The sequence below is a fragment of the Streptomyces sp. NBC_00989 genome (assembly GCF_045162655.1).
Classification (GTDB): Bacteria; Actinomycetota; Actinomycetes; order Streptomycetales; family Streptomycetaceae; genus Streptomyces.
In genome coordinates, this window is the sequence record NZ_CP108728.1 from 9027459 (window position 1) to 9041346 (window position 13888).

Annotated in this window: 9 protein-coding genes and 1 pseudogene; 7 read left to right on the plus strand and 3 right to left on the minus strand. The window is 68.9% G+C overall.

The genetic code is table 11. The features are described 5' to 3' along the window. The first annotated feature begins 149 nt into the window (after positions 1 to 149). Together OG714_RS40545 and OG714_RS40550 are read left to right on the plus strand one after the other, a co-directional pair. On the plus strand, positions 150 to 845 hold the full coding sequence (locus OG714_RS40545) for an HAD family hydrolase (protein ID WP_406128636.1): 696 nt from the start codon (positions 150 to 152) through the stop codon (positions 843 to 845). Between the two features lie 418 nt (positions 846 to 1263). Next, positions 1264 to 2868 carry an ABC transporter substrate-binding protein gene (locus tag OG714_RS40550; RefSeq protein ID WP_406128638.1) on the plus strand — a complete coding sequence of 535 codons (1605 nt, stop codon included), beginning with the start codon at positions 1264 to 1266 and terminating at the stop codon, positions 2866 to 2868. 238 nt (positions 2869 to 3106) lie between these two features. Here OG714_RS40550 and OG714_RS40555 read toward each other — a convergent pair whose 3' ends face one another. Both OG714_RS40555 and OG714_RS40560 read right to left on the minus strand, forming a co-directional pair. Beyond that, positions 3107 to 3778, minus strand: coding sequence for a response regulator transcription factor (locus tag OG714_RS40555; protein ID WP_019059117.1), 672 nt, complete (start codon positions 3776 to 3778; stop codon positions 3107 to 3109). 1007 nt (positions 3779 to 4785) lie between these two features. Then, positions 4786 to 5748 (minus strand): annotated as a pseudogene (locus OG714_RS40560) (RecB family exonuclease); the annotation flags it as partial. A gap of 574 nt (positions 5749 to 6322) precedes the next feature. Here OG714_RS40560 and OG714_RS40565 point away from each other — a divergent pair. The 3 genes from OG714_RS40565 (at position 6323) to OG714_RS40575 (ending at position 9659) form a co-directional block, all read left to right on the plus strand. Beyond that, positions 6323 to 7888: a site-2 protease family protein gene (locus OG714_RS40565; protein WP_406132119.1), complete on the plus strand. Its 1566-nt coding sequence runs from the start codon at positions 6323 to 6325 to the stop codon at positions 7886 to 7888. 50 nt (positions 7889 to 7938) lie between these two features. Then, the gene (locus OG714_RS40570; protein ID WP_406128640.1) at positions 7939 to 8847 is read left to right on the plus strand and encodes a tRNA (adenine-N1)-methyltransferase; all 909 of its coding nucleotides are present in this window, start codon (positions 7939 to 7941) and stop codon (positions 8845 to 8847) included. 230 nt (positions 8848 to 9077) lie between these two features. Continuing rightward, on the plus strand, positions 9078 to 9659 hold the full coding sequence (locus OG714_RS40575) for a hypothetical protein (RefSeq protein WP_406128642.1): 582 nt from the start codon (positions 9078 to 9080) through the stop codon (positions 9657 to 9659). A gap of 14 nt (positions 9660 to 9673) precedes the next feature. Here the strand turns inward: OG714_RS40575 and OG714_RS40580 are convergent, their stop codons facing one another. Next, on the minus strand, positions 9674 to 9979 hold the full coding sequence (locus tag OG714_RS40580; protein ID WP_406132121.1) for a ferredoxin: 306 nt from the start codon (positions 9977 to 9979) through the stop codon (positions 9674 to 9676). Positions 9980 to 10365: 386 nt separating this feature from the next. Between OG714_RS40580 and arc the strand changes: the two genes are divergently transcribed. Continuing rightward, positions 10366 to 12132: a proteasome ATPase gene (gene arc, locus OG714_RS40585; protein WP_406128644.1), complete on the plus strand. Its 1767-nt coding sequence runs from the start codon at positions 10366 to 10368 to the stop codon at positions 12130 to 12132. A 244-nt stretch (positions 12133 to 12376) separates the two neighbouring features. After that, complete coding sequence (dop, locus tag OG714_RS40590) at positions 12377 to 13888, plus strand: depupylase/deamidase Dop (protein WP_329351469.1); 1512 nt, start codon at positions 12377 to 12379, stop codon at positions 13886 to 13888.

Consider the following 13888-nt stretch of genomic DNA (forward strand, 5'->3'; position numbering starts at 1 on the left):
CGACCTCCGAGCGCTGAATACACAGGCGCGCCGAACGGACGAGCACACTGATCGGATAAGTCGTACACTGGTCGGTCCATCGCAGGCCGGTCGTCCTTGTTGGTATCAGGGGCGGCCGGCCTGATCGTCCCTCAAGGAGGTGCGCCAGGATGACCAGCACGGTCCCCGCGCTCGGAACCCGTACGGCCGAAGGCTCCGCCCTGCAGGCCGTACTCCTCGACATGGACGGAACCCTGGTGGACACCGAGGGCTTCTGGTGGGAGGTCGAGGTCGAGGTCTTCGCGGCCCTCGGACACACCCTCGACGACTCCTGGCGCCATGTCGTGGTCGGCGGCCCCATGACCCGCAGCGCCGGCTTCCTGATCGAGGCCACCGGCGCCGACATCACCCTCGCCGAGCTGTCCGTCCTGCTCAACGCGGGCTTCGAGGACCGCATCGGGCGGAGCCTGCCGCTGATGCCGGGCGCCGCCAGACTCCTGGCCGAGCTGGCGGAGTACGAGATCCCGACGGCCCTGGTCTCCGCCTCGCACCGGCGCATCATCGACCGCGTCCTGACCGCGCTCGGCCCCCAGCACTTCGCGCTGACGGTGGCCGGCGACGAGGTCGCGCGCACCAAGCCGTACCCCGACCCGTATCTGCTCGCCGCCGCCGGACTCGGTGTCGATCCGGCCCGCTGTGCGGTCGTGGAGGACACGGCGACCGGTGTGGCGGCGGCGGAGGCGGCGGGCTGCCTGGTGGTGGCCGTACCGTCCGTGGCGCCCATCGCCCCGGCCGACCGGCGCACCGTCGTGACCTCGCTGGAAGTTGTCGACCTGGCATTTCTGCGCGGGCTGATGGCCGGCTGATGACGGAAATGCGCCAGCCGTTCACCGAGCGTACAAAGTCCAATGGGAAAGGAATTCGGGCCCTGCCGACCGGCCGAATTCCGTTGCTCTCCAACTGAGTTGAAGCGTGTGAGGTTCCCCACGTGTGGGAGGGTCGACATCGTCGTCGCCCTGTGCTGTTCACCCCATTTCTGAGGCCGATCACGCACCCTTGTGTCCCGATTGGTGAAACCCTGCACTAATCCTTCCCTCGACGGGTTTTCGGTCTGTCCACGGCCGGTTCCGCTGCGTGATGGGAACTCAACTACGGTGGCCGCGAACCCCCGTGCGGGTCCGGACTAATCTCAACGCGAGAACATCGCCCTTATCCCCGTGATCGGCATCGCCACCCCTTGTATGCCGGGTACACGGACTCGAACAGCTCTGGAGAAACTCGAGCATGAACCGCAAGACTTTGGTGCTGCCGGCCGTCGTCGGCCTGCTCGCGCCGGTGCTCGCCGCGTGTGGCGGTTCCGGCAGCGGCAGTTCCAGCGACGATGCGATAGTCGTCGGCACCACGGACCGGTTCGAGGCGACGAAGGACGCTCCGGCGCCGCTCGACCCCGCCTACGCCTACGACGTCGGCACCTGGAACATCCTGCGCCAGACCATCCAGACGCTGATGATCCAGCCCAAGGGTGAAGGCGACCCGGTGCCCGAGGCCGCCGAGAAGTGCGGCTTCACCGACACCGGCAACGAGCGTTACGCCTGCACCCTGCGCGAGGGCCTGAAGTTCGCCAACGGCGACAAGATCACCGCGGAAGATGTGAAGTACTCCATCGACCGCGCGATGCGCATCAAGGCCGACAGTGGTGTGTTCGCCCTGCTGTCGACCGTCGACACCATCGAGACCCAGGGCGACCGCGAGGTCATCTTCCACCTGAAGACGGCCGACGCCACGTTCCCGTACAAGCTGTCCACTCCCGTCGCCGGCATCGTGAATCCGGACGACTACCAGAAGGACAAGCTGCGCGACGGCTTCGACATCGACGGCTCCGGCCCGTACACGCTCTCGGTGTCCAAGAAGGGCGACGCCATCACCACGGCCACGTTCACCAAGAACCCCAATTACAAGGGTGCTCTCAAGGTGAACAACAACAAGGTCGAGATGCGTTCCTTCGCGGACGCCGACGCCATGGGCAGCGCCATCAGCAAGGGCGACATCGACGTCATGACCCGCACCATGTCGCCGGAGCAGATCCAGAAGCTCAGCGACGACACGGACGGCGACGTCGACCTCGTCGAGATGCCGGGCCTCGAGATCCGCTACCTGGGCTTCAACACCGACGCCGCGACCGTGAAGTCGAAGGCCGTACGCGAGGCGATGGCCCAGATCATCGACCGCGGCGAACTCGTCTCCAAGGTCTACGGCACGGAGGCCGAGCCGCTCTACTCCATGGTCCCGGCGACCATCACCGGTCACTCGAACTCGTTCTTCAACAAGTACGGCGACCCGAGCGTCTCCAAGGCCAAGTCGCTGATGGAGGCGGCCAACATCACCACCCCGGTGAAGCTGACCCTGCACTACACGACCGACCACTACGGCTCGGCCACCAAGGAAGAGTTCCAGCAGCTCCAGAAGCAGCTCAACGACAGCGGCCTGTTCGACGTCAGCATCCAGGGCACCGCCTGGGCGACGTTCCGCCCGGCCGAGCAGAAGGGCAAGTACGACGTCTACGGGATGGGCTGGTTCCCGGACTTCCCCGACGCCGACAACTACCTCGCGCCGTTCCTCGACAAGGACAACACCCTCGGCTCGCCGTACGCCAACACCAAGATCAGGAGCACGCTGATCCCGGAGTCCCGCCGCGAGGCGGACCGGCTCGCCGCCGCCAAGAGCCTCACGGCCATCCAGGACATCGTCGCCACCGACGTCCCGCTGATCCCGCTCTGGCAGGGCAAGCAGTACGTCGCCGCCCGCGACGACGTCACGGGCACCGCGTACGTGCTCAACTCCTCCTCGACCCTCCAGCTCTGGGAGCTGGGCCGAGGCGTGGGCAACTGACAGCCCCGGCAAGCACGGTGAACGAACTCGACCAGTGGCCAGTCCCGCCGAACACGGCGGAACTGGCCACTGGCCTGTAGACGGTGTTCCGGTTCCGGCAACACGGCGGGGGCTGACCGGCCGAGCCGCCACATCCGGTCCAGCGGTCCACCGGTTCACCGATACATACGAAGAGGGCGCCCCTGTCAGGAAGGGGCGCCCTCTTCGTATCTACGGCCGCCTGCCGCGACTACGACGACTACTGCGCGCCGGGGCGCACCAACCCGCTCTCGTACGCGTACACCGCCGCCTGCACCCGGTCGCGCAGACCCAGCTTGGTGAGGACGTGCCCCACATGCGTCTTGACGGTGGTCTCACTGACGAACAGGTCGGCGGCGATCTCCGCGTTCGACAGCCCGCGCGCCACCAGCTTCAGCACCTCGACCTCACGCTCGGTCAACGTGTGCAGGGCGTCCGGGACGGGCTCGTCACCCGACGGCAGATGGCTGGCGTACTTGTCGAGCAGCCGCCGCGTGATGCTGGGCGCGAGCATTGCCTCGCCGGAGGCCACCACCCGGATCGCCTGCACGAGTTCGTTCGCGGGCGCGTCCTTGAGCAGGAAGCCACTGGCACCGGCACGCAACGCCTCCACCACGTACTCGTCGAGATCGAAGGTCGTCAGCACCAGCACCTTCGCCGGACCGTCCCGCCCGGGACCGGTGATCTGCCGGGTCGCCTCCACCCCGTCCATCCGCGGCATACGGATGTCCATCAGCACCACATCGGGCTGCAGGGCCCGTACCTGGTCGAGCGCCTGCAGACCGTCACCGGCCTCACCGACGACCGCGAGATCCTGCTCCGCCTCCAAAATCATCCGGAACCCGGTTCGCAGCAGCGGCTGGTCGTCAACCAGTAGGACGCGGATGGCCACGTGAATCTCCTTCGCTAGCCCGGGCCCATTCTGCCTTGCGCACGGCCGAGCGACTCGACCGGCCCGAGGCACGGCCACCGGGTCTTGACGGGGGAGCGCGTTGGGCCTCCGGCTGGAACGGTGCCCGGGTGTCGGGGCTTCGGGCGGATCACCGTTGACCTGCTCTGGGACTCTGGTGGCAACGGCGTTCGGGTGTCCGGGCTTTCGGTGGGAATGCTGTTCGCTGTGTCCGGCGTCTTGGGGCGGAGCGCGGTTCGCCTGCTCTGGGACTCGGGTGGGAACGGCGTTCGGATGTCGGGGCTTTGGGTGGGGGTGCCGTTCGCCGCGTCTGGGTCTTGGGGCGGATCGCCGTTTGCCCGCTCCGGGACTCTGGTGGGAACGGCGTTCGGGGGAGAGCGCCTCCGCCGGCTCTGGGGCTCCGGTGGGAACGCCGTTTGGTGCGGTGTCCAAGGCGTTCAGGGATAACGCCTCCGCCAACTCCGGGCGGCACAGGTGCCGGTTGCCTCCAGCTCGTGGGCGGAAGAGCGTTTGCCTTGCCCGGACTCTGGGCGGGAACGCCCTCGCCTGCCTCCGGGCGCGGCCTGAACACTGTCGACCCCCGGGCCCCGGTAGCCGACCCGGCTGACTACCCGAAGCCCCGGGCAAAGCGATCAGCGGCTGCCGTTGATGCTCCGGGCGGAGACACCGTGTGCCGTGTCCGCCCCCTTGGCGGACAGTCCGTCCGTCGCCTACGAACCGCTGCCGGAGAGATCGTCCGCGGCCTGTGCCCCACCGGCGGAAACACCGTCCGGCGCCTCCCGACCTACGGCGGAACCCTCCTCTGGCACCTCCGGACCTGCGGCAGAACCCCTATCTGGCATCTCCGGACCCGTGTCGGAAACCCCCGCCGGCGCGTCCGGACCCGGGGCGGAAACCCCCGCTGGCGCGCCCGCGCCGGACGTACCGATCACAACCTCCGCACCCCCACTGGACTTACCGACCACTACCTCGGGCCCCGCAGCGGAGACACCAACCTCCACCTCAACACCCCCGTCAGAACCGCCGGCGGCCCTCCGTACCGGCAACGGATACGGCGGGGGAGTGCCGCCGAACTCCGGGCACACCGCCTGGTGGTCACACCAGCCGCACAGCTTGGTCGGGCGCGGGCGCCACTCGCCGGTCTCCGTGGCCAGCCGGATCGCCTCCCACAGGGCCAGCAGTTTGCGCTCCACCCGCTCCAGGTCCGCGAGGACGGGGTCGTACGTCACCACGTCCCCGCTGCCCAGATACACCAGCTGAAGCCGCCGCGGAACGACCTGCTTCAGCCGCCAGACCACCAGGGCGTAGAACTTCATCTGGAACAGCGCACCCTCGGCATACTCCGGTCGAGGCGCCTTGCCCGTCTTGTAGTCGACGATCCGCACATCGCCCGTGGGCGCCACATCGACCCGGTCGATGATCCCGCGCAGCTTCAGTCCCGAATCCAGCTCGGCCTCGACGAACATCTCCCGCTCGGCGGGCTCCAGCCGCGTCGGATCCTCAAGGGAGAACCACCGCTCGACCAGCCGCTCCGCCTCCCCGAGCCAACGCGTCAGCCGCTCGCCCTCCGGATCATCGGCGAACAGCTCCACGACCTCCGGCCGGGACTCCCGCAACCGGTCCCACTGCCCGGGGATCAGCGACTTGGCCCGCGGCGCCGTACGCTCGGCGGCCGGCGCGTCGAAGAGCCGCTCGAGCACCGAGTGCACCAGGGTCCCCCTGGTCGCCGCCTCGCTGGGCTTCTCGGGCAGCCGGTCGATCACCCGGAACCGGTACAGCAACGGGCACTGCATGAAGTCGCCGGCACGCGAGGGCGACAACGAGGCAGGGGCTATGGCGACGCGCTCGACCACGCCCGCTGTCCCCGTCCCCACCGTCACCGCCGCGGTCGGCCCCGCCGCCGCGCCCTCGTCGCCGACTGTCCCCGCGACGCCCTCCGCACTGGTCTCCATGCCCACGAACCTTACGGCCCGCCACTGACAGTGACCCGATCCCGGCCGACGCGCCCGCGACGGCGGGGGAAACGCGGGGGGTGCCGGGGCGGAACGCGTCGCGACCGCCGCATACCATCGACCCGAGACCCCTCCGCCCGGCTGGCGCGGAGGATGCTTCGAACGAGGGGACATCGTGGACGAGAGCGGCGGGAGCGGGCAGCCGCGGTCCGGCACCAACGAGCCGACCGAACACGCCACGGGTGCCACGACCCCGGCCGCCGACCCCGGCACCCCCGAACCGAAACACGACGACCCCGCCCACCAGAAGCCCAGCACGTCCGCTCAGGAACACGGGGACGCGAGCACGTCGTCCGGAGTGCGCGGGGCCACGGACACGCCGTCCGACGACCAGGCGGACACGAGCACGCCGTCCCAGGACCGCGGCGACGCGAACACGTCGTCCGAGGACCGCGGCGACGCGAGCACGGAGTCCGAGGACCGCGAGAGCGTCAGCACCCCGTCCGAGCCGCACGGGCACGCGAGCCTCTCGTCCGATATCCGAGGGGACGCGAACACCGCGTCCGAGCACCCCATGTCTGACAGCGACCCGAAGCCCGGTACGTCGTCCGGGCCCGCCGTCGAGGACCGTACGGAGCCGACCCCGCCGTCCGAGTCCGCCGAGAACGGTGCCGCGAAGACGGAGGAGATGGAGAAGACGGAGCGGACGGACACGTCGTCAGGGTCCTCCGAGCCCACCGCGAACCACCGCCCGCCGGCCGGGACGACCAGTACATCGCCCGCCCCCGCCGCGCACGACGGTGCCGACGCACCCCCCGTCGCTCCGACTCCCGCCCGCCTGAACGGTGAGCCGAAACGTGACGGCGCCCCCACGGCCGACGACCGCGCCCCCAGCCACCCGAACCTCCCCTACGCCCACACCGACCCCCACGCCCAACCCGACATCGAATCCCGCATCGCCAAGGGACGCCCCCCACAGCGGCCCAAGGAGCCCGGCGGCGGGCTGCTGATGGGGCGGCCCTTCGGGGTGCCCGTCTACGTGGCGCCCAGCTGGTTCCTCGTCGCCGCGCTCATCACCTGGGTGTTCGGCGGCCAGCTGGACCGCGTGCTGCCCGAGCTCGGCGCCGCCCGCTACCTCGTGTCCCTGTTCTTCGCGGTGGCCTTCTACGCCTCTGTGCTGGTCCACGAACTCGCCCACACCGTCGCCGCGCTCCGCTTCAAACTCCCGGTCCGGCGCATCCAGTTGCAGTTCTTCGGCGGTGTCTCCGAGATCGAGAAGGAGGCCGAGACCCCCGGAAGGGAGTTCGTGCTGGCCTTCGTCGGCCCGCTGCTCTCGCTGATCCTCTCGGGCATCTTCTACCTGGCCATGCTGCCCGTCGAACCCGGCACGGTCCCCGGCGTCCTGCTGGCCGGGCTGATGGTCTCCAACCTCATCGTGGCCGCCTTCAACCTCCTGCCCGGCCTGCCCCTCGACGGCGGCCGCATGCTCCGCGCCGTCGTCTGGAAGATCACCGGCAGGCCCATGAGCGGCACCATCGCCGCCGCCTGGGTCGGCCGCGCCCTCGCCGTCTCCGTCCTGATCGGCCTCCCGCTGCTCACACAGACCGGCGCCCTCGGTACCAACACCGAGGACATCAGCGGCATGGACACCGTCACCGACGCCCTGCTCGCCGCGATCCTCGCCGCGATCATCTGGACCGGCGCCGGCAACAGCCTCCGTATGGCCCGACTGCGCGAACACCTCCCGGAACTCCGCGCCCGCAACCTCACCCGCCGCGCGGTCCCCGTCGAGACGAACACCCCGCTCTCCGAGGCCCTGCGCCGCGCCAACGCCGCCGGCGCCCGCGCCCTGGTCGTCGTCGACGCCGACGGCCAACCCCTCTCCCTCGTCCGCGAGGCCGCCATCGTCGGCGTCCCCGAACACCGCCGCCCCTGGGTCGTCGTCAGCGGCCTCGCCCAGGACCTCACCGACGGCATGCGCGTCTCGGCGGAGCTCGCCGGAGAGGACCTCCTCGACGCCCTGCGCGCCACCCCCGCGACCGAGTACCTCGTGGTCGAGGAGACCGGCGAGATCTACGGCGTCCTGTCCGCCGCCGACGTGGAGCGCGCCTTCGTGAAGGCCATGGCGCGCCCCAACTGACGCACGCGCGCGTGGTCGGCGGCCCCGACAATCGCCGGTAGGCTGGTCACATGTCCGAACCGACCGGTGCCGCCCGCAGGCGCGGGCCCTTCAAGGTCGGGGACCAGGTTCAGCTGACCGACCCCAAGGGCCGCCACTACACGTTCACGCTCGAAGCCGGGAAGAATTTCCACACCCACAAGGGTTCCTTCCCGCACGACGAACTGATCGGTGCTCCCGAGGGCAGCGTTGTCCGCACCACCGGCAACGTCGCCTACCTCGCGCTGCGCCCCCTGCTCCCCGACTACGTCCTGTCCATGCCCCGCGGCGCCGCCGTGGTCTACCCCAAGGACGCGGGGCAGATCCTGGCCTTCGCCGACATCTTCCCCGGCGCACGCGTCGTGGAAGCGGGCGTCGGCTCCGGCTCGCTCAGCAGCTTCCTGCTGCGCGCCATCGGCGACCAGGGCATGCTGCACTCCTACGAGCGCCGCGAGGACTTCGCCGAGATCGCCCAGCAGAACGTGGAGCGCTACTTCGGCGGCCCGCACCCCGCCTGGCAGCTCACCGTCGGCGACCTCCAGGACAACCTGTCCGACACGGACGTCGACCGCGTCATCCTCGACATGCTCGCCCCGTGGGAGTGCCTGGAGGCCGTCTCCAAGGCGCTCGTGCCCGGCGGCATCCTGTGCTGCTACGTCGCGACCACCACCCAGCTCGCGCGGACCGTAGAGTCCATCCGCGAGATCGGCTCCTTCAACGAGCCGACCGCCTGGGAGACGATGCTCCGCAACTGGCACGTCGAGGGCCTGGCCGTCCGCCCCGACCACCGGATGATCGGCCACACCGGCTTCCTCCTCACCGCCCGCCGTCTCGCGGACGGCGTCGAGCCGCCGATGCGCCGACGCCGCCCTTCCAAGGGTGCCTACGGCGACGACTACACCGGCCCGAACGCCGACGGCGGCGGTGCCGCCGGCCGCTGAGCCGCACAAGGGCGGCCCCGTGCCGCACTCAACGTACGAACGCCGTGGTCGAGTTTCCGAAAGTCTTCGGGAACTCGACCACGGCGTCCTCGTTCTGACGTACCGACACCGTCGGACCCTCCTGTGCGACCGGGCGAACGAACTGTCGACCCCGCCGTTCCCCCGCATCGTGGCGTGTGGCAGCATGCAGGCCACCCCCACCGGCACAGCCCTCACAGGAGACACTCCTAGTGCAGCACTCCGCCGTCCCGGAACTGGAACTGGCACACACGAACACCCGCCCCATCCACTGGGTCGCCATCGCCACGGCACTCGCCGGCGTCGTGGCCCTCTCCTCGGGCCTGCAGCCCGACTCCGCGCACGCCGCCCAGGCCGCCGGCCCGCAGACGAAGTCCGCGCCCGCCGCCTCGGCCCCCGCGACCACAGGAGTCGCCTTCCCGCTCGACTGCGGCCCCGTGAAGGCCGTTGTACAGAAGAAGGCGTCCGGAGACCTGGACGGCGACGGCAGGCCGGAAACGGTCGCGGTGGTCCACTGCGACGCGGGCATGGGCACCCCGCCCGACGGCGTCTACGTCCTCACCCAGGGAGCGGGCGCCGCCAAGCCGCGCGTCGTCGCCACCCTGGTCGCCCCGAAGGCCCGCGAGACCGTCACCGACTTCGCCGTACGCGACGGCGCGGTCCTCGCGACACTGCTCGGCTACTCGACGGCGGACGTGCCCAGTTGCTGCCCCGACGTCAAGGAGACCGCCAAGTGGCAGTGGCAGAACGGCACGTTCGTCCGCTCCACCCCCGGCAACGCCCAGAACGTCTGACCACCGGCTGACGCTCAGGCCGCGTCGGGCCCGTACACCTCGACCCGGTCCGCGACCCGGCGCACATGGATGCAGTCACCGGGACACTCCTTGGCGGAGTCCACGACATCGACCAACAGCGGCAGCGGTACCGGCGTGGTGGCGCCCTTGTCCTGCAACAGCTCGTCGTCCGGGCTCTTCACATAGGCCAGACCGTCGATGTCCAGCTCGAAGACCTCGGGGGCGTACTGGACGCAGATGCCGTCTCCGGTACAGAGGTCCTGGTCGATCCAGACCTCCAGCGCCCCGCCGTCGGCCGCGGCCTCGTCCTGCACGGTGATGTCTCCTGTTTCCGCCGGGTGTTGAACATCTTCGACCCTACCTCCGCCCGCCCGAACGGCCTTTCTCCGCGATCTCAGGTTTCACGCCACCGCATGACGGACACTGTCCGCATGGACACTCTCAGTCAGGAGCACCATGGCCGGTTTCCACCGGGCGTCGAACCCGTCCGCACGGCAACTCACGTCCGCCGTGAAGGGTTTTGACCAACCCGGCCTTGGAACAGTCCGCTTCTGAATCACGTTGAGTGGGTATCCAATCGGCGTGAGGGAGAGCGCAGGGTGACCGACGACACACCTTGACAGTCTTTGTGATCTAGGGGTTTCAATCGACACCCACCCAGGTAGGGTCTGGAAGCGTCCAGCTCCCCTTGGAGGAGGTGAGGACCGTGGCAGCCCACGACGACGACATGAACCGCGGCATCCGCCCGGGACGAGGGTCCGACGACCCGTCCGGGCAGATTGCCTACCTTGAGCAGGAGATCGCCGTCCTGCGACGTAAGCTCGCCGACTCTCCGCGACACACGAGGATTCTCGAAGAGCGGATCGTCGAGCTGCAGACCAATCTGGCCGGGGTGTCCGCCCAGAACGAGCGACTCGCCAACACGCTCCGTGAGGCCCGCGACCAGATCGTGGCCCTCAAGGAAGAAGTCGACCGGCTCGCACAGCCGCCGGCCGGCTTCGGTGTCTTCCTCGTGGCCAACGAGGACGGCACAGCGGACATCTTCACCGGCGGTCGCAAACTGCGGGTGAACGTCAGCCCAAGCGTGGAACTCGAAGAGCTCCGCCGCGGCCAGGAAGTAATGCTCAACGAAGCGCTCAACGTGGTCGAGGCCATGGAGTACGAGCGCGTCGGTGACATCGTCACCCTCAAGGAGATCCTCGAGGACGGCGAACGAGCCCTCGTGGTGGGGCACACCGACGAGGAACGGGTGGTGCGGCTCGCCGAGCCGCTGCTGGACATCACCATCCGCCCCGGCGACGCCCTGCTGCTCGAACCCCGTTCCGGCTACGTCTACGAGATCGTCCCGAAGAGCGAGGTCGAGGAACTCGTCCTCGAAGAGGTCCCCGACATCGGCTACGAGCAGATCGGCGGTCTGGGCGGCCAGATCGAGATGATCCGCGACGCGGTCGAACTGCCGTACCTCTACCCCGACCTCTTCAAGGAGCACGAACTGCGGCCGCCCAAGGGCGTTCTGCTGTACGGGCCCCCCGGATGCGGCAAGACGCTCATCGCCAAGGCCGTCGCCAACTCGCTGGCCAAAAAGGTCGCCGAGGTCACCGGCCAGGCCACCGGCAAGAGCTTCTTCCTCAACATCAAGGGCCCCGAGCTCCTCAACAAGTACGTCGGTGAGACCGAGCGGCAGATCCGCCTGGTCTTCCAGCGCGCTCGTGAGAAGGCCAGCGAGGGCACCCCCGTCATCGTCTTCTTCGACGAGATGGAGTCCCTCTTCCGCACCCGTGGTTCCGGTGTCAGCTCGGACGTGGAGAACACCATCGTCCCCCAGCTGCTCGCCGAGATCGACGGCGTGGAAGGCCTGCAGAACGTGGTCGTCATCGGCGCCTCGAACCGCGAGGACATGATCGACCCCGCCATCCTGCGCCCCGGCCGCCTGGACGTGAAGATCAAGATCGAGCGTCCCGGCGCCGAGGCCGCCAAGGACATCTTCGGCAAGTACCTCACCGAGCGCCTCCCGCTCCACCCCGACGACGTCGGAGAGCACGGCGGCGACAAGACCACCACCGTCCAGAGCATGATCCAGACGGCCGTGGAACACATGTACACGGAATCCGAGGAGAACCGCTTCCTGGAGGTCACCTACGCCAACGGTGACAAGGAAGTCCTCTACTTCAAGGACTTCAACTCCGGCGCCATGATCGAGAACATCGTGGGCCGGGCCAAGAAGATGGCCATCAAGGACTTCCTCGAACACAAGCAGAAGGGCATCCGCGTCTCGCACCTCCTCCAGGCGTGCGTGGACGAGTTCAAGGAGAACGAGGACCTGCCCAACACCACCAACCCGGACGACTGGGCCCGGATCTCCGGAAAGAAGGGCGAACGGATCGTCTACATCCGTACGCTCATCACCGGAAAGCAGGGCGCCGACACCGGACGCTCGATCGACACGGTGGCGAACACCGGTCAGTACCTGTAAAAAGCAGGGCGGCTGCGGGTGCCCTAGGCGGGTACCCGCAGCCGACTGTTTTTCAGGCCATGACCGAACAAGGGGCGCGTGAGGCAATGACGCAAATGATCTCCCCACCAGCGCAAAGCCGTTCTAGGCTCTTCGGTACCGCCGAGTCGCGCAGTGCGGGGACGGGCACCGCACACGCACCGGAGCGCCAGCGGTACTTGAGCGGCGCCCCCGACCGAGGGCGCCGCCGGGCAAGGAGGGCCGCATGACCGTACGGCGAGTAATGGGCATCGAGACGGAGTACGGGATCTCCGTCCCCGGCCACCCCAACGCCAATGCCATGCTCACCTCGTCCCAGATCGTCAACGCCTACGCGGCGGCGATGCACCGGGCCCGGCGGGCCCGCTGGGACTTCGAGGAGGAGAATCCGCTGCGGGACGCGCGAGGCTTCGACCTCGCCCGGGAGACCGCCGACTCCAGCCAGCTCACCGACGAGGACATCGGCCTGGCCAATGTCATCCTCACCAACGGCGCACGGCTCTACGTCGACCACGCGCACCCGGAGTACAGCTCTCCCGAAGTCACCAACCCCATGGACGCCGTCCTGTGGGACAAGGCCGGCGAGCGCATCATGGCGGAGGCCGCGGAGCGCGCGGCCCAACTCCCCGGCGCCCAGCCGATCCACCTCTACAAGAACAACACCGACAACAAGGGCGCCTCGTACGGCACGCACGAGAACTACCTGATGAAGCGGGAGACCCCCTTCTCGGACATCGTGCGCCACCTGACGCCCTTCTTCGTCTCGCGCCAGGTCGTCACCGGAGCGGGCCGCGTCGGTATCGGCCAGGACGGGCACGAGCACGGCTTCCAGCTCAGCCAGCGCGCCGACTACTTCGAGGTCGAGGTCGGTCTGGAGACCACCCTCAAGCGCCCGATCATCAACACCCGCGACGAACCGCACGCGGACGCCGAGAAGTACCGCAGGCTGCACGTGATCATCGGCGACGCGAACCTCTCCGAGATCTCGACCTATCTCAAGCTGGGCACGACAGCGCTGGTCCTCTCCATGATCGAGGACGGCTTCATCGCCGTCGACCTGGCCGTGGACCAGCCGGTCCGCACCCTCCACCAGGTCTCCCACGACCCGACCCTCAAGCGCCTGGTCACCCTCCGCAGCGGCCGGACCCTCACCGCGGTCCAGCTGCAGATGGAGTACTTCGAGCTCTCCCGCAAGTACGTCGAGGAGCGCTACGGCTCCGACGCGGACGACCAGACCAAGGACGTCCTGGCCCGCTGGGAGGACACGCTCAACCGGCTGGAGAACGACCCGATGAGCCTGGCCGGCGAGCTGGACTGGGTCGCCAAGCGGGAGCTCATGGAGGGTTACCGGCGCCGTGACGGCCTCGACTGGGACGCGGCCCGGCTGCAGCTGGTCGACCTCCAGTACGCGGACGTACGGGCCGAGAAGGGCCTCTACAACCGCCTGGTGGCCCGCGGCCGCATCAAGCGCCTGCTGGACGAGGACACGGTCGAGCGGGCGCGTACGACGCCTCCGGAGGACACGCGCGCGTACTTCCGCGGGCGCTGCCTGGAGCAGTACGCCGACGACGTCGCGGCGGCCTCCTGGGACTCCGTGATCTTCGACCTCCCGGGCCGGGACTCGCTCCAGCGCGTCCCAACCCTGGAACCGCTTCGCGGAACGCGTAATCACGTCAAGGAGCTCCTTGACCGCTGTCGTACCGCGGAAGACCTGGTCAGGGTCCTGTCGGGCGGCTGA